The 18540-nt window shown below is 73.6% G+C and carries 18 protein-coding genes; 7 read left to right on the forward strand and 11 right to left on the reverse strand.

The window, feature by feature from the left end; translation table 11 throughout:
* The first annotated feature begins 5 nt into the window (after positions 1-5).
* From ACFYVL_RS20005 to ACFYVL_RS20020, 4 genes are all read left to right on the forward strand, one after another.
* Entirely contained in the window at positions 6-2012 is a 2007-nt protein-coding gene (locus tag ACFYVL_RS20005; protein ID WP_389246485.1) for a hypothetical protein, read from the forward strand.
* Between the two features lie 140 nt (positions 2013-2152).
* Positions 2153-3067 (forward strand): metal-dependent hydrolase, encoded by a 915-nt coding sequence (locus ACFYVL_RS20010; RefSeq protein ID WP_389246486.1) that lies wholly within the window; start codon positions 2153-2155, stop codon positions 3065-3067.
* 3 nt (positions 3068-3070) lie between these two features.
* Positions 3071-4174 carry a PDR/VanB family oxidoreductase gene (locus ACFYVL_RS20015; RefSeq protein WP_389246488.1) on the forward strand — a complete coding sequence of 368 codons (1104 nt, stop codon included), beginning with the start codon at positions 3071-3073 and terminating at the stop codon, positions 4172-4174.
* Positions 4175-4257: 83 nt separating this feature from the next.
* Entirely contained in the window at positions 4258-4986 is a 729-nt protein-coding gene (locus ACFYVL_RS20020) for a TetR/AcrR family transcriptional regulator (protein ID WP_389246490.1), read from the forward strand.
* 42 nt (positions 4987-5028) lie between these two features.
* Here ACFYVL_RS20020 and ACFYVL_RS20025 read toward each other — a convergent pair whose 3' ends face one another.
* Positions 5029-5784: a DUF4230 domain-containing protein gene (locus tag ACFYVL_RS20025; protein ID WP_389246492.1), complete on the reverse strand. Its 756-nt coding sequence runs from the start codon at positions 5782-5784 to the stop codon at positions 5029-5031.
* Between the two features lie 54 nt (positions 5785-5838).
* Here ACFYVL_RS20025 and ACFYVL_RS20030 point away from each other — a divergent pair, with 54 nt between their 5' ends.
* Positions 5839-6360, forward strand: a complete 522-nt coding sequence (locus ACFYVL_RS20030) for a GNAT family N-acetyltransferase (protein ID WP_389246494.1) — start codon at positions 5839-5841, stop codon at positions 6358-6360.
* 156 nt (positions 6361-6516) lie between these two features.
* On the opposite strand, the gene ACFYVL_RS20035 is transcribed toward ACFYVL_RS20030, so the two are convergent.
* Both ACFYVL_RS20035 and ACFYVL_RS20040 read right to left on the reverse strand, forming a co-directional pair.
* A complete protein-coding gene (locus ACFYVL_RS20035) occupies positions 6517-7344 on the reverse strand; it encodes a tyrosine-protein phosphatase (RefSeq protein WP_389246496.1) in 828 nt (275 codons plus the stop codon).
* Positions 7345-7455: 111 nt separating this feature from the next.
* Positions 7456-8034, reverse strand: coding sequence for a rhomboid-like protein (locus tag ACFYVL_RS20040; protein WP_389246498.1), 579 nt, complete (start codon positions 8032-8034; stop codon positions 7456-7458).
* A gap of 98 nt (positions 8035-8132) precedes the next feature.
* On the opposite strand from ACFYVL_RS20040, the gene ACFYVL_RS20045 reads away from it, so the two are divergent.
* Positions 8133-8570 (forward strand): hypothetical protein, encoded by a 438-nt coding sequence (locus ACFYVL_RS20045; RefSeq protein WP_389246500.1) that lies wholly within the window; start codon positions 8133-8135, stop codon positions 8568-8570.
* 85 nt (positions 8571-8655) lie between these two features.
* On the opposite strand, the gene ACFYVL_RS20050 is transcribed toward ACFYVL_RS20045, so the two are convergent.
* From ACFYVL_RS20050 to glnII, 7 genes are all read right to left on the reverse strand, one after another.
* Positions 8656-10056: a DUF1996 domain-containing protein gene (locus ACFYVL_RS20050; RefSeq protein WP_389246501.1), complete on the reverse strand. Its 1401-nt coding sequence runs from the start codon at positions 10054-10056 to the stop codon at positions 8656-8658.
* A 117-nt stretch (positions 10057-10173) separates the two neighbouring features.
* Positions 10174-10956, reverse strand: coding sequence for a trypsin-like serine peptidase (locus ACFYVL_RS20055; protein WP_389246503.1), 783 nt, complete (start codon positions 10954-10956; stop codon positions 10174-10176).
* A 215-nt stretch (positions 10957-11171) separates the two neighbouring features.
* Positions 11172-11816 (reverse strand): LuxR C-terminal-related transcriptional regulator, encoded by a 645-nt coding sequence (locus ACFYVL_RS20060; protein WP_389246505.1) that lies wholly within the window; start codon positions 11814-11816, stop codon positions 11172-11174.
* A complete protein-coding gene (locus tag ACFYVL_RS20065) occupies positions 11801-13081 on the reverse strand; it encodes a histidine kinase (protein WP_389246507.1) in 1281 nt (426 codons plus the stop codon). The genes ACFYVL_RS20060 and ACFYVL_RS20065 overlap by 16 nt, the downstream gene beginning before the upstream one ends.
* Positions 13082-13273: 192 nt before the next feature.
* Positions 13274-13993 carry a winged helix-turn-helix domain-containing protein gene (locus tag ACFYVL_RS20070; RefSeq protein WP_389246509.1) on the reverse strand — a complete coding sequence of 240 codons (720 nt, stop codon included), beginning with the start codon at positions 13991-13993 and terminating at the stop codon, positions 13274-13276.
* Between the two features lie 352 nt (positions 13994-14345).
* Complete coding sequence (locus tag ACFYVL_RS20075) at positions 14346-15263, reverse strand: DUF6891 domain-containing protein (protein ID WP_389246511.1); 918 nt, start codon at positions 15261-15263, stop codon at positions 14346-14348.
* 146 nt (positions 15264-15409) lie between these two features.
* Positions 15410-16429, reverse strand: coding sequence for a glutamine synthetase (gene glnII / locus ACFYVL_RS20080; protein WP_389246513.1), 1020 nt, complete (start codon positions 16427-16429; stop codon positions 15410-15412).
* A gap of 391 nt (positions 16430-16820) precedes the next feature.
* Here glnII and ACFYVL_RS20085 point away from each other — a divergent pair, with 391 nt between their 5' ends.
* Entirely contained in the window at positions 16821-17753 is a 933-nt protein-coding gene (locus tag ACFYVL_RS20085; protein ID WP_389246515.1) for a Gfo/Idh/MocA family protein, read from the forward strand.
* Positions 17754-18053: 300 nt separating this feature from the next.
* Here ACFYVL_RS20085 and ACFYVL_RS20090 read toward each other — a convergent pair whose 3' ends face one another.
* A complete protein-coding gene (locus ACFYVL_RS20090; RefSeq protein WP_389246517.1) occupies positions 18054-18413 on the reverse strand; it encodes an arsenate reductase family protein in 360 nt (119 codons plus the stop codon).
* Positions 18414-18540: the final 127 nt, after the last annotated feature.

Genomic DNA, 18540 nt, shown 5'->3' on the forward strand with positions numbered 1-18540 from the left:
GTAATGTGCGACGCCCACAGGATGTCATCAGCCGCCCCCGCAAGCCCACCCACGACACCGCCCCCGACGACACGGCCGACGCCGACCCGGGCGCCGGCACCGACGGATCCACCGTCCCCGTCGGCGTCGGACAGGCCGAGGCCGCGCTCGTCGAGCACTACCCGCGCCTCGTCCGCCTCGCCTACCTCGTCCTGCCCCCGCACCTGGGACGCAACCGCCGCGTCCTGACCGCCCACTCGCTGGTGCAGCGCTCGCTGCCGCGCGGACGCACCGGACGCACCCCGCAGAGCGTCGCCGGCATCCCGCTGCCGCGCCGCGCCGCGGCCGAGGAGCGCCCCGGCGACTCCACCGGACGCGACCGGGGCCACGCCTTCGTGCGGCAGCAGGTGCTGCGGCAGGCCCTCGCCGCCGAGCAGCCGCTGCGCCGCGGGGCCTGGCCCCGGCGGGCCCAGCTGCCGCCGGTGCTGCCGCAGGTGTGGGGCATCCGGCTGTTCCCCAAGTCCGGGGGCGCCGAGGAACTCGCCCTCGACCAGCGGCTCGCCGCCCTGTCCGGGGCCGGCCGCGCCGCCTACGTACTGCGCGGCCTGGAGCGGCTGGAGGACGCGGAGGTGCGGCGGGTGCTGAGAGCCGCCGGGGTCGCCGACACCGGGCCCGCGCTCGCCGAGGCGGACACCGTGGAGCGCTCCGCGCTGCTGGAGTCCGCCGAGTTCGACCCGTGCTCGCTGCAGGCCCGCCCCACCGACCTGATGCGCCGCCGCCACTACGCCAGGGCGGGCGCCGCCGCTGCCGCCGCGCTCGTGGTCGGCGCCGTCGCCCTGGGCGTCGGCGGCCCCCGGCACGCGTCGGACGGCGGCAACACCGCCGCCGAACAGGCCCTGGACCCGGCCCTGCTGACCATCGCCCCTGCCGCCGCCTGGAAGACCTCCGACCGCACCGACTTCTCCGCCTGGCCGGTGCGTGGCTCGCTGGCCGACAACAACGACCTGCTGCGCCGCGCCCTCGCCGCCTGGGCGTCCCCCGGCCCCGCCACCCACGTCTCGGCCACCCCCGGCACCGCCACGGGCCCGGCGATGGGGCCGCCGCAACTGCTGTACGCGGGCAAGCTCGACGGGGCGAAGGTGGCCGTGCTCTACGACGGCCTGCGCCTGGTCAGGTACGCGGAGCCCGCCGACGGCACCGAGGGCACGGCCCTGGACTTCGCCCGTGTCGACGGCGCCGTCGAGGCCTCGGCGAACGCGGTGGTCGTCTCCCGCACCGCGACCCACGTCCGCTATCTGACCGCCCCCTGGGCCGACCGGACCGCGGTGCGCGACCTGCTCGACCCCACCGCCGCCCCGCGCACCCTGGCCCGCGACGCCGACGGCGTCACCGCGCCGGTCGCCGCGTCCTCGATGGCCCGCGACTGCCGCACCTGGGAGGCCCTGGAGGTACGGGACAGCACCGGCACCCGCACCCTCACCGACCTCGCCGAACTCGTCCCGGCCCGGCTGACCGCGGGGCCGCCCGACACCCCGGCGGACCTCGCGAACACCTCGGACCGGGCGGGCTGGGCGCGTACCGCCTGCCTGCTCCCCACGGTCCGCTCGCACGGCGTGCGCAGCGTCAACTCCTGGTCGTACGCCGCCCAGCCGCTCCCGGACGACAACGGGACCGCGCAGTGGCTGTGCACCCGGGCGGAGACCTGGCGGGGCACCGGCAGCCGGGTGTTCGCCCAGTTCCAGCCGCCGAGCACGAAGAAGAGCGGGACGGGCGCGGTCGCCGCGAAGGCCGAGGACTCGGCGGCCTGCGGCCCCAAGGACCCCAAGGTCCTCGCCGGGGTGCTGTGGACGTCGAAGGCGGGCAAGTCCTATCTGCTGGCCGCGGGCAACGACGCGTTCGCGTCCTTGGCCGTGACCGGCGGCATCACCGGCAAGGAGGACGGCAACCTGCTGTCCCTGCCCGCCAAGGAGGCCGCGCGGGCCACCCTCACGGGCAAGCTGAAGGACGGCACCGAGGCGGAGGTCCTGCACTGAGGGAACGCCCCGCGGGGGCCGGTGTCCGGGTTCCGCGGGGCGTTCGGCGGACCCGGTGCGGGCCCTTGCGCGGGAGGCGTCGCAAAACTCCTCGTGCAAGGGCCTGTTCCCAAGGTCGTACTCCTCAGTACATTGACGCCATGTCTAATACGCAGCAGGGCCCGGCCCCCGTCGCGTCGGAGTGGACGCCGCTCAAAGCCCGCCAGGTGTCCTTCGACTGGAAGGGCACCCCACTCCACTGGCTCCCCGGCAACCCCTTCGCCACCCACACCATCAACGTGCTGCACCTGCTGCTCCCCGCGGGGGAGCGCTGGTTCGTGCACGTCTACCAGCAGGCCCTCCCGCTGATCAAGGACGACCGGCTCCGCGAGGACGTGCTCGGCTTCATCGGGCAGGAGGCCATGCACTCGCAGGCCCACGACGACGTCCTGCCGCACCTCAAGGCACAGGGCCTGGACCCCACCCCGTACACCGCCCAGGTCGACTGGCTCTTCGAGAAGCTGCTCGGCGACCGCACGCTGCCGCCCGGCAGGGCCCGCGAGTGGTGGCTGCTGGAGCGCATCGCGATCATCGCCGCCATCGAGCACTACACCGCCTTCCTCGGCGACTGGGTGCTCAACGCCGACGAACTCGACCGCAGGGGCGCCGACCCGACCATGCTCGACCTGCTGCGCTGGCACGGCGCCGAGGAGGTCGAACACCGCTCGGTGGCCTTCGAGCTGTTCCAGCACGTCGACGGCAGCTACCGGCGCAGGGCCCGCACCTGGGCGACCGCGTTCACCGCGCTGGTCTTCCTGTGGCAGCGCGGCTCCCGCTTCTTCATGGCCAACGACCCCACCCTCGGCGGCACCGGCAGGGCCACCTTCGCCGACTTCGTACGGGGCGGGAAGCAGGGCGTGCTCCCCACGCCCGGCGCCATGGCGAAGTCCATCCCGCGCTACCTGAGCCGCGGTTACCACCCCTCCCAGGAGGGCAGCACCGCCCAGGCCGTCGCCTACCTCGCGCATTCCCCCGCCGCGCGGGCCGCCGAGGCCCGTACCACCGGAGGTTCCTGACCCATGTCCCGCACCACCCTGCCCCGCGCCCGTACGCTCGCCCTCCTCGCCTCCGCAGCCGGACTCGCCCTGGTCGCCCGCGGTGCCCTGCGCAAGCGGATCGACCGCTCGCCGCTGTGGCCGATGCCCGCCCTGGAGGACCCGATATCGGGCACCGGCGGTCGCGGCGGCACCCGGCCCGCCGGGATCCGCATGCTGGTCAGCGGCCGGGACGAGCCTGCCGACGGGGTGGTGCGGCTGCACCTCGAAGCCATGGACGCGGGCGACCTGCCCCCGTGGCGGCCCGGCGCCCACCTCGACCTCGTCCTGCCCTCGGGCCTGGTGCGCCAGTACTCGCTGTGCGGCGACCCGGCCGACCGTGCCTCGTACACCGTCGCCACCCGGGTGATCGAGGACGGCCGGGGCGGTTCCGTCGAGGTGCGCCAACAGCTCCACGAGGGCTCGGAGATCGAGGTGCGCGGCCCGCGCAACCGCTTCCCGCTCGTCGACGCGCAGGCGTACGTCTTCGTCGCGGGCGGCATCGGGATCACCCCCGTGCTGCCCATGCTGCGGGCCGCCGAGGAGGCGGGCGCCGACTGGCGGCTGCTGTACGGGGGCCGCAGCCGGGCCACGATGCCGTTCCTCGCGGAGATCGAGGAGCTGGGCGGCCCCGGGCGGGTGACGGTGGCCGCCGAGGACGAGGACGGACTGCCCGACCTGGCCGGACTGCTGGCCACGGCGCCCGAGGGGGCGGCGGTGTACTGCTGCGGTCCCGAGGGGCTCCTGGGGGCGGTGGAGGGATCACTGCCGGATCACTGTTCGTTGCACGTCGAACGGTTCGCGCCGGGCGCGGGCGCCGGAGGCTCCGGAGCGTTCGAGGTGGAACTGCGGAAGACCGGAGCGACCGTCACCGTGGCTGCCGACTCCACCATCCTGGCCGCGGTCAAGCCCCTGGTGAAGAACGTCTCGTACTCCTGTGAGCAGGGCTTTTGCGGTACCTGCCAACAGCGGGTGATCGAGGGGGAGATCGACCACCGCGACGAGCTGCTGACCGATTCCGAGCGCGGCGACTCCCTGTTGATCTGTGTCTCCCGGGCCGGCGGCGAACGTCTGGTCCTCGACCTCTAGGCAGAGCCGGGGGAGGGGCCCGGGGAAGATCCGGACCGGGCCCTGGGGGTCCTCTTCGCAGGCCGGGCGGTTACGCTGGTGCGATGACGACCGGGGTACGCCGCAGGATGGGCGTCGAAGAGCGCAGGCAGCAACTGATCGGCGTGGCACTGGAGTTGTTCAGCCATCGCTCCCCCGACGAGGTCTCCATCGACGAGATAGCCGCCGCCGCGGGCATCTCGCGCCCGCTCGTCTACCACTACTTCCCGGGCAAGCAGAGCCTGTACGAGGCGGCGCTGCGGCGGGCCGCCGACGAACTGGCCGCCCGCTTCAACGAGCCGCACGAAGGCCCGCTCGGCGCGCGCCTGTTGCGCGTGATGGGCCGGTTCTTCGGCTTCGTCGACGAGCACGGGCCCGGCTTCTCGGCGCTGATGCGCGGTGGCCCGGCCGTCGGCTCGTCGACCACGAACGCCATGATCGACGAGGTGCGGCAGGCCGCGTACGAGCAGATCCTCGACCACCTCGGGGTCGGCGAACCGCCCGCCAGGCTCGCCCTGGTCGTCCGCTCCTGGGTGTCCCTCGCCGAGTCGACGGCCCTGATCTGGCTCGACGGCCGCCAGATCCCGCGCGAGGAACTGGAGAGGAAGCTCGTCCACGACTTCGCCGCCCTGATGGCGGTCAGCGCCGCCTACGACGCGGAGATGGCGGGCATCGTGCTGCGGATACTGGCCGACGAACCCTCGGACGGCCCGTTCGGGGAACTGGTCGAACGGCTCCTGGTGCTCGGCCCCTCGCTGCCCGTGGTGCCGGTGCAGCGCGGCTCCTCGGAGTGAACGGCCGCACCGGGCGGGCCGCTTGACGCGGGGCGCGGGCGGTCACCGGTAGGTGACCGTCACGTCCCGGAAGCCCAGGGAGCGCAGCAGGCCCTGGAGCATTCCGGTGGTGTTCTTCTCGGCCCGTGCGGTCAGTCCGCTCTCCTTGGCGGCGTCGCCGATGTGCTGGGCGGCGAGCCGGTGGACGGCCTGCTCGTCGTTGGGGTTGTCGGAGAAGAAGTCGCCGAGCCGGTCGAGCAGACCGCGCTGCTTGGACACCGCGTACGAACGGTCCGGGTCCAGGGCGGGCTTGCCGAGCGTGGCGTGCGGCAGGCGGATGGTGGCGGCGGTGCGGTCCTCGTCGACCGTGACGTCGCCCGTGCCGAGCGAACCCAGCGACACGCTCGCGCCGACGGTGCCCGCGCCGACGTAGAGGGTACGGGTGCCCCGGATGGCGTCCGGGAGGAACTTCGCGTCCTTCTCCAGGTCCACCACCACCTGGAAGTTGCCGGACGCCGCCTCGTAACTGCTCATGTCCTTCAGGGACTTGAGGACGGCGGGGCCGCTGCGGTCCTTGGTCTCGCTGCCGAAGAGCTCGCCGAACCCGGGGATCAGGAAGAGCCGGGTGCCGACGAGGAGGGCGGCGACCAGGGCGAGCAGTACCGCGGGAACCTTGATCCAGAGGGAGATCCGGCGGCGGGGCGGCGGGCCGGCCGGTGCGGTGCGGTCCCCGGTGTCGCGGGGCGGCGGCACCGGCCCGGTGCCGCGGGGGTCGTCGAGGTCCTGCTCCCGGTCCTTGCGCGCATCGGTGCGGTCCATACCGGGCGGGTTCCCCCGACGGGGCCCGCTCACGCGGCGGTTACCGTACAGCACATGATCGACACGACCGCGGAACTCACCTTCCGTCCCGCAGACGACTTTGACCTCGGCGACCTCGTACGTCTCCACGACGGGGCGGCGCGCTGGATGGCCGAGCACGGCATCGACCAGTGGAAGCCCGGCCAGAAGGACGCCGCGCACTTCCGGCGCCGGATGCGCGAGGGAGAGGTGTGGCTCGCGGTGCACGAGGGGGCGGTGGTGGGCGCCTACGAACTCTGGTGGGACGACGAGGGCGCCTGGGGGCCGCAGCCGCCCGTCGCGGGCTACGTCCACCGGCTGATGACCGACCGCGCGCACGCCCCGGCGGGCACCGGGCGCGCGCTGCTCGCCGCGGCGGAGGCACGCATCGCGGAGTCGGGCCGCGCGCTGGCCCGGCTGGACTGCGTCTCGCACAACCCGCGGCTGCGGACGTACTACGAGGCGGCGGGCTACCGCTTCGTCGGCGAGAACAAGGCGAAGGAGGCTCCCGGGGGAGCCCCCTCCTACGCGGTGACGCTGCTGGAGAAGCCGCTGTAGGGGCCTGCGGAGCAGCCGTCGGCGGCCTGGGGCGCCCCGGTCTCCCGGCCCCGGGCCCCGGTCCCTGCTCGCGGTGGCGGGACGGCCGTGGGTCCGGTCCCCGGCCGCGTCCTTCGTCAGCCCGCCGCGTCCTGCGTCAGTGCGCCCGGTCCTGCGTCAGCGCGCCGCGTCCTGCGTCAGCCGGGCGCGGATGCGGGCGACGGCGTCGTCGGGCACGCCGAGGCCGTCGCGCACGTACGCCTCCATCGAGCCGTACTTCTCGTCCACCTCGGCGAGCGCCGCCGCCAGGTACGCCGGCACCACGCCGATGATCGCCTGGGCTATCTCCGGGTCGCCGCCCTTCTCCGTGAAGCTCTCGATGAGCGGCACGAAGGCGGCCCGCACCGCCGGGTTGACCGCCAGGTACTCGGTCTCGACGGTCTCCGGGGAGGCACCCAGCAGGGTCAGCACGATCGTCGCCGCCCAGCCGGTGCGGTCCTTGCCCGCCGTGCAGTGGAAGAGCAGCGGGCCCGCGTCCTCGGCGGCCAGCTCGGTGAGGAAGACGCGGTAGGCGGACACCGCGGAGTCCGACGACACCAGCGCGCGGTAGGTGTCCGCGAACAGGGCCTGCGCCCGGCCGCCGCCGAGGTGCTCCTCGGCCAGCTTCGGGTCGGACAGGACGTGCTTGAGCTGGGCGGCGGCCGGCTTGTCGTCGGAGTCGCCGCCCCGCACCGCAGCGGCGATGGTGTCGGCGAGCGCGTCCGCGACGACGAGCCGGGCCCCGGCGGGCACCCGGTCCGGGTAGTCCGCGCGCTCGGCGGTGCTGCGGAAGTCGACGATCGTGGTGATGCCGAGGGCGGCGACGACGGGATCGGTGTCCGGGTCCATCCGGTCCAGCTGCCCCGCCCGCAGCACGAGCCCGGAGCGTACGGTCCGGCCGTCGGACAGGGGGAGGCCACCGAGGTCGCGGAGGTTGGCGACGGTGGTGGAGGGGAGTGCGGTCATCGGGTTTCGGGGCTCCTGTGCTGGTTCGCGGGGGGCCCTTACACCGTACGTGGACGCGCGGGAGCGGTCCTGTGGAGGGTCGGCGGCCCCGGGGCCCCGACGCCCGGCGGGTCAGCGGCGGGACAGTGCCGTGCTCAGGCCGACCCCCAGGGCCAGCGCGGCGAAGTGGCCCACGTCCGTGAAGGTCGGGCGGGCCTTGTTCAGCAGCGGCCGGGCCGCCAGCGCCAGCAGGGTGGCCCGGCCCGCGAACCGCAGGGGGCCGCGGGGGAGCGCCGCGGTGAGCGCGCCCAGCACCGCGTTGAAGCCGTAGCTGGTGCCCACGTCCACCGCGGACCGGGTCGCCGCGTCCACCCCCGTCGCCCGCAGCCCCCCGTACACCAGCAGCGTCGCCCCCGCGTGCCCGAACAGGAAGACCCCGGCCGCCCACCAGGCCCCGTACGCGTACTCGGCGTACCCCAGCACCGCGAGCAGCAGCAGCGCGTACGGCAGCGGAAGCGGCTCCTCCACCACCACCGCACTGGTCAGCAGGGTCTCCCAGTGCCCCGAACCGAGCTGCTCCACATTGGTGGAACAGGCACGCAGGAAGTCCTCGCGCTCCGCACCGGGCAGATGGCGGCGGGCGGCGTGGGCGCCGAGCTGGACGCCGCCGACATAGGCGGGGGCGAGCACGGGAAGGTCCGGAAAGCGCATGGGGGCATGATCGCGCATGGAGCGTAACGGATGTGTCAGATGCGGGCGTTAAGGGAGTTACGGCGCGCACGCCCGGACCCGGAGCCCACCATGGCCGGATGCGACAGCGAACAGCGGCGACGGCCGCGGCGGCCCTGCTGGCCCTGGCACTGTCCGCGCTGACCGGCTGCGGACCGCCGCCCGTGCCCCCGGAGGCCACCGGCACCCTGGAGGAACTGGCCGCGCAGGCCGGCTGCGTACCGGACATCGGCACCGAGGCCGCCGAGCTGCGGCAGGCCAGTTGCCGCACCAGCGGCGGCGACTACGTCCTCACCACCTTCGCCACCGACCGCGGCAGGCAGGAGTGGTTCGACGCGGCGAACGACTACGGGGGGAGCTACCTGGTGGGCCGCGGCTGGATCGCGGCCGGTGACGCGGACGTGGTCACGGCTCTGCGCGGCCAGCTCGGCGGGACCGTGGAGACCACCGCGGGCCACTCGGGGAGTGGGGAAGGGCCCACGGCCGGGGCGGGTCGTCCGGGTCACCACGCGAGCTGACCGCGCAGGTTCGGGGGAGCGCAGGGCCACGGCGGCGGGCCCCGGCGGAGCGCAGGGGCCTCGGTGGCGGGCCCCTGCGCATGCCTCAGCGGCAGCGCTGCCCGCTGTTGATGCAGCCCACCATCCGCCGCATCAGCTGCTCGTCGAAGACGTTGATGAAGTCGCCGTGGTCGGTCACGGGCTTGTGCAGCTGCTCGGGGAACGAGTCGACGGCGAACCCGGGGCCCGGCGGCACCGCGTACACGATCCGCTGCACGAGTTGCGGGATCGGCCGGAAGCCGGTGGCGCAGGACCCGTCGGGGCGGGCGAAGGCGACATGGGTGCGGTGGTTGGCGCTGTCCGCGTTCGACCCGTCCCAGCAGCTCTGGAACCGGAACGTACGGACCACCTGGCTGCCGCGCGGGCAGAGGGGGTACTTGTCCTTCAGCTGCCTGTTCTCGAAGCCGGTGCAGCTCCACGAGGCGTTGGCGTTCGCGGTGCCGTTGGTGAAGGCCTTCGCGTCCCCGGTGATGATCCGCAGAAAGCGCGGCATGGCGACGACCCGGGCGGTCGGATTCCCCACGAAATTGAGGGTGACCTGGGCCGGGGTCTGGATTTCCCCGGTGTTCCTGTCCTTTCCGCCGCCGTCCGCGCCGGAATCCGACTCGTCCTTTCCGTTCTGGAGCCGGAGCACGGGCCAGTAGTAGGTGGAACGGTCGCCGGGATTGCGGCAGGTGGTCCTTCCGGCGGCGAGTACGTCGTCGGTGGAGAAGGCGTCGGTCGCCTGATTGCCGACGTAGTCGTGCATATGGTGTGCGCCATTGCTCACGCCGGGCGCGACAATGACATTGTCCGGGTTGAACTTGCCGTTTTCGTTTCGGCCGCAGGCGGTGGTGAAGGTGCCGCGCGAGGCGGTGCGGCGATTGCGGGGCTGGGCGGCAGCGGGGCGTACGGACCGGATGTCGACGAAGTCGGAGCGCTCGGGCCCGTTGCCGGCCTGCGCCCCGCCGCCCTGCCCGGACCCGGCCTTCCCGTCGTCCTGGCCGTCCCCTCCGCCGCGGGTGCCGCTTCCGCCGTCGTCCGCGCGCATCGTGCACGGGGCCAGTTCGTCGAGGTTCTGCGGGCGGGCGGCCCCGGGCTGCTCGGCCACGCTGTCGCCGATCCGGCCCAGCGACGCGGCGCGCTCGTTCTTCAGCGGCCCGAGCACGGCCTGCTGGTCCCTGCGGTCCTTCGACCCGGCGAACTCGCGGTACGCCTCGGTGATCTGGCTGTCCATCGCCGCGAGTTCCCGGTCGACGTCCTGCCGTGCGCCGCGCGGCACCTCGGGGAGGGAATTGGCCACATCGGGACAGCTGATGGTCGCCATGCGTGGTCCGGGTGGTAATGCGGCCGGTTCCTCGGAGGCGGAGGCATGCACATTCAGTGCGACCATTCCGCCCCCGCCGATGACGAGTGCGGCGGTGGCGACGATCGTCCTGTTCGCCAATTTCGAACGCTTGTGGCCCATGGGGTCCTTCGCTTTCTTCCGGGCGAAGTTCCATACGTACGAAAGGAGCGGCGTGTTCAACCGATTTCCGGCCGCTCCCCGATTTCGTGGGAACGCACCAAATAAGGGAATTCCCGCTCAGGCCTTGAGTGCCCGCTGATAAAGGGCCCGTGCCGGGGCTCCGAAGAGCGCGGCCGTCGACTCGGAGTCGGTGTCACCGCCGCTGAGCACCCCGATGAGCTTGCCCGGCCGGTCGGGCCCCCGGTAGTCGGTGAGCCAGGGGCTGCCGCTGGTCCCGTTCCAGAAGCCCGCGCACTGCATCTGCACCATTCCGGGCAGTTCCTCGTCCTGCTTGCTGTCGGTGGTGCAGGTGACGGGGCGGTTGTCCGGGTTGTGGTCCGGCTCCGGGTAGCCGACCACCGTCACCTGACGCTCGGGGCCGGAGTCCCAGTCGAGTCCGGCGGCCCCCACCACGTCCTGCACGTTGCGGCCCTCGGCGTCGGGCTCCAGGGCCAGGAAGGCGAAGTCGTACGGGTCGTCCTCCTGCTCCTGCCACCGGTCGTCGACCTGCACGGACCGCACCCGCCACGCCCCGTACGGCTGCTTCCCCTTGCCCTGGCCGGAGAAGCCGGGCGCGAAGGAGATGGACCGTTTCGCCTCGCCCTCGATCTCGCCCACGCAGTGCGCGGCGGTGGCGACGATGTTCCCCTTGGGACTGTCCACCACGCTGGCGGTGCACCAGTGGTCGTCGCCCTCGGTCAGCACCCCGATGAACGGCGGGTAGTCCAGTACGGCGGCGGACTTCTGCGGCGTCGGCGACACCCCCGGATCCAGCCGGGGCGCCGACGCCACGGGCCCGCCGCACCCGGCGGTCAGCACCATCAGCGCCGCGCTTCCGGCAACGGCCAAGGAAACCGGCATCCACCGCTCACGCACGTCGGGGTTCCTCTCTCTGCACACCGGTTTCGGCCACGTCGCCGTGACGCACACAGGTTATGCACGCGTCGGCGGATTGTCGTCCTTTACCAGGGCCGCATCCGTGGCCGCTCCTGTTTCCGCGCCCCGGGTCCGCGCCCGCCGCGAGCCCGGTCCGCGCCCGCCGAGCGCGTCGCGGGCGCGGGAGGGGGCCGCCCGGCTCACCTGTCCAGGTACGCCAGCACCGCGAGGACCCGCCGGTTGTCGTCGTCCGAAACCGGCAGGTCCAGCTTGCCGAAGATGTTCGAGGTGTGCTTGGCGACCGCCCGCTCGGTGACGAAGAGCTGGGCGGCGATGGCGGCGTTGGAGCGGCCCTGCGCCATCAGCTCCATCACCTCCTTCTCGCGCGGGGTGAGCTGGCCTATCGGCTTGTCCTGCGCCCGGCGCGACAGCAGCTGCGAGATGACCTGCGGGTCCATCGCGGTGCCCCCGCCCGCCACCCTGCGCACCGCGTCGATGAACTGCTCCGCGTCGAACACCCGGTCCTTGAGGAGGTACCCGATGCCCCCGTTCCCGTCCGCGAGCAGTTCGCGCGCGTACAACTGCTCCACGTGCTGCGACAGCACGAGGACGGGCAGGCCGGGTCTGGCCCGGCGGGCGGCCAGCGCGCACTGGAGGCCCTCGTCGGTGTGGGACGGCGGGAGCCGGACGTCGACGACGGCGACGTCCGGCTCCAACTCCGCGAAGGCCTTGGTCAGTTCGGGCCCGGTCTCGACGGCGGCCAGGACCTCGAAGTCGAACGCTTCGAGCATCCTGACCAGGCCGTCACGGAGCAGAAAGAGGTCTTCGGCTAGAAGGACGCGCAAGGAATCTCCATGGTCACCATGGTGGGACCGCCCGCGGGACTGCTGACGGCCAGAACACCGTCGAATGTACCGAGTCGGCGTTCGACTCCGCTCAGCCCCGAGCCGCCTCCCACCGTGGCGCCGCCCTTGCCGTTGTCGGTGACCGAGATGCGGATCACGCCGGTGGGGCCCTTGCCCGTGTGGTGGATGTCGATCCACACGCGGTCCGCCTCGGCGTGCTTGACCGCGTTCGTCAGCACCTCGCTCACCGCGAAGTACGCCGCCGACTCCACCGGGGCGTCCGCCCGCCCCGGCAGGTCCACCGAGACCTCCGTCTCGATCGGCAGCCGCAGCGCCAGGGCCCGCACCGCGTCGCCCAGCCCCCGCTCGGCGAGCACCGGCGGGTGGATGCCGCGCACCAGGTCGCGCAGCTCGGTCAGGGCCTCGGCGGAGGACTCGCGGGCCATCGCCAGGAGCTTCTTCGCCCGTGCCGGGTCCTTCTCCACCAGTGCCTCGATGGTGCCCAGGTTCATGCCCATGGCGACGAGCCTGGCCTGGGCGCCGTCGTGCAGGTCGCGCTCGATGCGGCGCAGTTCGGCGGCGGAGGTGTCGAGGGCGTCGTGCCGGGTCTCGGTCAGCTTCTCCACCCGCTGGGCGAGGGTGGCCTGAGCCGTCGGGTTCAGGAAGAACCCGGCGAGGCGGAAGTGGGCCCGCAGGACCACCGGGTTGTACCGGATGCCGAAGAAGAGGATCACCGCGCCGACGGCCATCGCGAGCAGACCGGTGGTCTGGCCGCTGACCGGCACGAAGGTGTACCAGTACACGTCGCCGCCGTCGGCGAACACCCGCCACAGCCCGGCCGCCAGGACCACGCTCTCCAGGGGGTAGAAGAGCAGCAGCGCCGGCAGGAGCGCGGTGAGCGCCCCCGCCGACAGGTCCACGAACAGCCACTGGAGGTCCCGCCAGGTCGCCGGGTCCTTCAGCATCAGCGAGGTCCGCTCCACCTGCCCGGTGATCCCGCCGCGCACGTCCGCGGGCAGCGGCCGGTACGGGACGGCGATCCGCACGTCCGACCAGGTCCCGGCCAGCAGCCGGCGGCGGTTGGCCCACGCGCGGACCCACCCGAGCACCACGGGGGTGGTGAAGACACCCACCCCGATCACGACGAGGACCAGCGAGATCAGGGTGAAGGAGAACAGGACGCACGAGACGGCGATCGAGGCGATCGACAACCCGAGCCCGCGTGCCCCCGCGAGGAGCGAAGCGCGTATCTGGGTGGCATTCATGGTGGTGGGTCCCTCTCCGGCCGCGGTCGTGCGCCGAGGCTCCGCAGCCTCACCGCATGCACAGTCTCACCCGGGGAGAGTGCCGAGGTCATGGGGCCCCGCACCCGAGGCGGGGGTGTACCTGGCACCACCCGTCCGTGCGGGGCCCGCGACCGGCCCCGGCCCGCCGGGCCGCCCCGGCGGGACAGTGGCTCAGGGAGCGTACTTGTATCCCACCCGGCGCACCGTCTGGATGCTCCGGCGGTGCTCGGCGCCCAGCTTGCGGCGCAGCCGGGCGATGTGGACGTCCACGGTGCGGCCGTCGCCGACGTGCCCGTAGCCCCAGACCGTGGTCACCAGCTGGTCCCGGGTGTGCACCCGGTGCGGGTGCGCGACCAGGTGCGCCAGCAGCTCGAACTCCAGGTACGTCAGGTCCAGCACCCGGCCCGCCACCTCGACGAGCCGCCGCGAGGAGTCGATCCGCACCGGCCCCTGCCGCACCGGGTCGGCCTCGGCGCCCGCCACGGACGCCCGGGGCCCCTGCGGGCGGACCGGCGCCTGGGCGGCCCGCTCCGGCAGAGTCCGCTCGGTCGGGGCCCGCTCCGGCAGCGTCCGCTCCGGTACGAGCACGGGCGGCGCGCTCTGCTGCTGGTCGGCCGGTACCAGCACCAGGTAGCCGACCATCGCGGGGCGGCCCGGCAGCGCGGGCAGCGTGTGCTGCGGGGCGGGCAGCCAAGTGGCGCCCGGCGGCAGGTAGTCGGCCACGTCGTAGGCCGGGCGCAGCGCGGCCGGGGCGGACGGCGGCGCCACCTCGTCGCGGTCGACGGCCCGCAACCGGTGGGCCGGCGGACGCAGCGGTTCGTGAACGGCCCGGCGCTGGGCGGCCGTTGCCGCGGAGGAGACGGGGAACGTACGGGTACGGGTGTTCGTCATGGCAGGTCAGCATCTTTCGCGCGGAGGAGACCGCCGCGGAGGGTCACGCGGTGGCGTACTGCTTCCTACGGATGCGCGCGGACCGAAGGCCGTCGTCGGGGGAAGGGCCGGACCGGGTGGTCCGACGTCCCGCGGGAACGGCTTTAGAGGGCTCGCGCGTTCGTCGCGCGACAACAGACCCGGTCGAAGTCGTGGTGCTGACGGGAAGGCCAGAACGGCTCCAGGTCGAAGCGACCTGTAGCGGTGGGGTTCTGGAAGCCGGTCATGTGCCCCATTAGACCAGACGTACGAGCCCAGCAGGAGGCCTGTGCGGCAGTGCGCCCCCGTGCGCCCCACGCCCCCGGTGCCGCTCTCACCCCGGGAGCCGCCTGCGCCAGTCCAGCGGTGTCAGCTCGATCGCCCTGTCCGGCGACCCGTCCCACCGCGTCCCCAGTCCCGCGGCGCCCAGTGCCGCCACCACCTCCCGGCCGACCGACGCCGTCACCTCCGGCGAATCGGCGAACCCGCCGTAGTACAGGGAGAGTCCACCGCCGGCCGCCGCCGCTGCCGTGCCCTGCGTGTGGAAGAACACAAAGCCGCGGGAGTCCTCGGGGCCCTCCCCGCCGATCTCGGCCAGGCCGCAGGACCGGCAGCAGGTGAAGTCCTCCCGGGCGATGATCCCGGCCGCGTCCAGCACCCCGAACGCCTCGCTCAGCCGCTCCGGGTCGGTCTTCTCCGCGCCCCACTCCCGCTGCTCCTCGATCCGCTGCGCCCAGAGCCGGTTCACCACCTGCCACGCCTGCGGAGCGGACACCTCGTCCCCGTGGATGTCCTCCACCGCCCGCACCAGCAGGGCCGGGCCGCGGTACCCGCCCACCAGCAACTCCCGTACCGATGCCGCCACCCGGGCGTGCAGCTCGTCGGGCAGCTCGGGCACCGGTTCGCTCTCCGGCGTGCCGTGGTCCTGGTGCTCCCACGTCACGCCGCGGTCCCAGTGCTCCTCGCCGGCCGCCCAGCGGCACATCACGGCGGCCACCGGCGCGGGAGCGGACAACTCGGCCCCGTAGTGCGCGGCGGGGCCGCCCGCGCGGTGCTCCAGGTCGTAGCCCCCGCCGGTCGCGTGCCACACCTGGACGTAGGTCTGCGGGTCGTCGGGTATCGGCTCGACCACCAGGAAGCGGTCTCCGTCCGCGCCGATGCGGTGCACGAGCGCGGTCAACTCCGCGGCGCTGGGGCGGACCACCGGAGCGCCGAGCTCCTGCTGGACGGTGACTTCGAGCCTGTCGGACATGACGTCACCCTGGCACACGGCACTGACAACGCGGTGGCCGGCAACGCACGGAGGGCCGCCCGCACGCGCGATGCGTACGGGCGGCCCCCACAGGCCACGGTCCTCGCCGGACCGGTCCCCGCCGGACCGGTCCGGCGGCCACCGGCTCAGACCTGGCCGGCCTTCTCCAGCGCGGTGCAGCAGGTCTCGACCATCAGCCGGGTGACGACGTACGGGTCGACGTTGGCGTTGGGGCGGCGGTCCTCGATGTAGCCCTTCTTCTCCTGGCCGACCTGCCAGGGGATGCGGACCGAGGCGCCGCGGTCGGAGACGCCGTAGCTGTACTCGTTCCACGGGGCGGTCTCGTGCAGACCGGTGAGGCGGTCGTCGATGCCCGCGCCGTAGTTCTTCACGTGGTCCATCGGCTTCGAGCCCTCGCCCAGCGACTCGCACGCCGTGATGATCGCGTCGTACCCCTCGCGCATCGCCTTGGTGGAGAAGTTGGTGTGCGCGCCCGCGCCGTTCCAGTCGCCCTTCACCGGCTTCGGGTCGAGCGTCGCGGACACACCGAAGTCCTCGGCGGTGCGGTACAGCAGCCAGCGGGCGATCCACAACTGGTCGGAGACCTCCAGCGGGGACAGCGGGCCCACCTGGAACTCCCACTGGCCGGGCATGACCTCGGCGTTGATGCCCGAGATGCCGAGACCGGCCGTCAGACAGTGGTCGAGGTGCTTCTCGACGATCTCGCGGCCGAAGATCTCGTCGGCGCCGACACCGCAGTAGTAGCCGCCCTGCGCGGCCGGGAAGCCGCCCGCCGGGAAGCCGAGCGGACGGTCGCCCTCGAAGAAGGTGTACTCCTGCTCGATGCCGAAGATCGGCTCCTGGCCGGCGAACTGCTCGGCGAGCGGGCGCAGTTCGGCGCGGGTGTTGGAGGAGTGCGGCGTCATGTCGATGTTCAGCACCTCGCACATGACGAGGATGTCGTTGCCGCCGCGGATCGGGTCGGGGCAGGAGAACACCGGGTTCAGTACGAGGTCGGAGGCGTGGCCGACGGCCTGGTTGGTGCTGGAGCCGTCGAAGCCCCACAGCGGCAGGGCCGCGCCGTCGGCGAGGATCTTGGTCTTGGAGCGGAGCTTGGCGGTCGGCTCGGTGCCGTCGATCCAGATGTACTCGGCCTTGAACGTCACGGACGCCATCCTTTGCGGGTTCTACGCGGCTGCGGGGTGCGGTGCCACCGGTGCGGCGGTGGCGGGGCGGTGCTGCGCCCCGTGCTGCTGCGGTGATGGTCGGCAGCCTGGCAATCGGGGATTTCCCGTCCGTTGCCCGTTTGTGAACCCCGTGTTACCTGGGGCGGAGGGGACGTGACGTGCGTCGCAGTGCCGTGCCCGCGGCGGCCCTTGGCCCCTCCCCGACCCGGGAAGGGGCGCGGGGAGGCGCGCGAGCGGGCACATACCGCCCGCGGATCTGCACCCGGCACGGGAGGGCTCGCCACCCCTTCCGGGCAGGGGCGGGGTGGGGAACGAGCCCCGTGCGGCGGGAGCCCGCCGCCGCCCCGACCCACCGTGCAGACTGGTCCGCATGACCACCTCCGCACCCACTCCCGCCCCCACCCGCATCGGCCTCCTCGGTACCGGCCCCTGGGCCGACCGCACCCACGCCCCGGCCCTCGCCGCCCACCCCGGCGTCGACTTCGTCGGGGTCTGGGGGCGCCGCCCCGAGGCCGCCGCCGCCATCGCCGAGGCGCACTCCACCACCGCGTACGACGACGTCGACGCCCTCTTCGCCGCCTGCGACGCCGTCGCCGTGGCCCTGCCGCCGGACATCCAGGCGCCCCTCGCGGTCCGCGCCGCGCGGGCGGGCTGTCATCTGCTGCTGGACAAGCCGGTGGCCACCACCGTCGAAGGGGCCCGCCAAGTCGCGGAGGCCGCGGAGGAGGCCGGGGTCTCCTCGGTGGTCTTCTTCACCCTGCGGTTCGCCGCCGGCACCGCCCCCTGGGTCGCGCGGCAGGCCGCCGCCGACGGCTGGTACACCGCCCGCGCCGACTGGCTGGGCGCCCTCTTCGCACCCGGCGCCTCCAGCCCGTACGCGGCGTCCCCCTGGCGCGGCGAGAAGGGCGGGCTGTGGGACGTGGGCCCGCACGCCCTCTCCGTACTCCTGCCGGTCCTCGGCGACGTGACGCGGCTGACGGCGGCCGAGGGCCCCGGCGACACCGTCCACCTGGCGCTGCGTCACACCTCGGGGGCCTCCAGCACGTCCACCCTCAGCCTGAGCGCACCGCCCGAGGCGTCGGGCGTCACCGTCGAACTCCGCGGCACACCGGGCGTCCACTCCCTGCCCGGCTCGTGGGGCGCGGCCGTCGACACATTCGGCACCGCGATCGACGCCCTCCTGGAGTCCGCCCGCACCGGCACCCCGCACCCCTGCGACGCCCGCTTCGGCCTGCGCGTCACGGAGATCCTGGCGGAGGCGGACCGGTCCCTGACCGAGGCCCGGGAAAAGCCGCAGCCGTAACACCGTGGGCCACACCCCGGGGCCACACCCCGGGCCCGCCTCCCCTCGCCGTGCCACCGGCGCCGCAGGCACGGCGAGGGGAGGGCGCCGCCCGGTGCCCCCTGGCCCGGGTGCACTCCGCCCCCGCACACCCCGGCCCCGGTACGCCCCGGCCCGGGTAAGCCCCCGCCCCGCACGCCCCGGCCCGGGTGCACTCCGCCCCCGCACACTCCGGCCCGGGTGCACTCCGCCCCCGCACACTCCGGCCCGGGTAAGCCCCGTACGCCCAGCCCAGCGCCCAGCGTCCCCGCGCTCCCCGCGTCAGCGCCCCAGCGCGTCCCGTACCGCCTCCTCCGTGCGTCCGACCACCGCCGTGCCGTCGTCGGCCGTGATGATCGGACGCTGGATCAGCTTCGGGTGCGCGGCGAGCGCCGCGACCCACCGCTCCCGGGCGTCCGCGTCCCGCGGCCAGTCCTTGAGCCCCAGCTCCTTCGCCGCCGCCTCCTGGGTGCGGGTGATGTCCCACGGCTCCAGGCCGAGCCGTCCGAGCACCGCCCGGATCTCCGCCTCGTCGGGTACGTCGTCGAGGTAGCGCCGCACCGTGTACGCGGCCCCCTCCTCGTCGAGCAGCCGCACCGCGGAACGGCACTTCGAACATGCGGGATTGATCCAGATCTCCATGCCCCAACGGTACCCCCCGCCCCACCCCGCACCCGGCCTCAAATGCCGTCTGGCCAGCGGCGATTGTCAGTGGTGGGAAGTAAAATGGACGTTGTTCGAGAGGGTTGTCGACCGCATCAGGAGGATG

Origin of the sequence: Streptomyces sp. NPDC004111 (assembly GCF_042874215.1) — a bacterium.
In the GTDB taxonomy this organism is placed as follows: Bacteria; Actinomycetota; Actinomycetes; order Streptomycetales; family Streptomycetaceae; genus Streptomyces.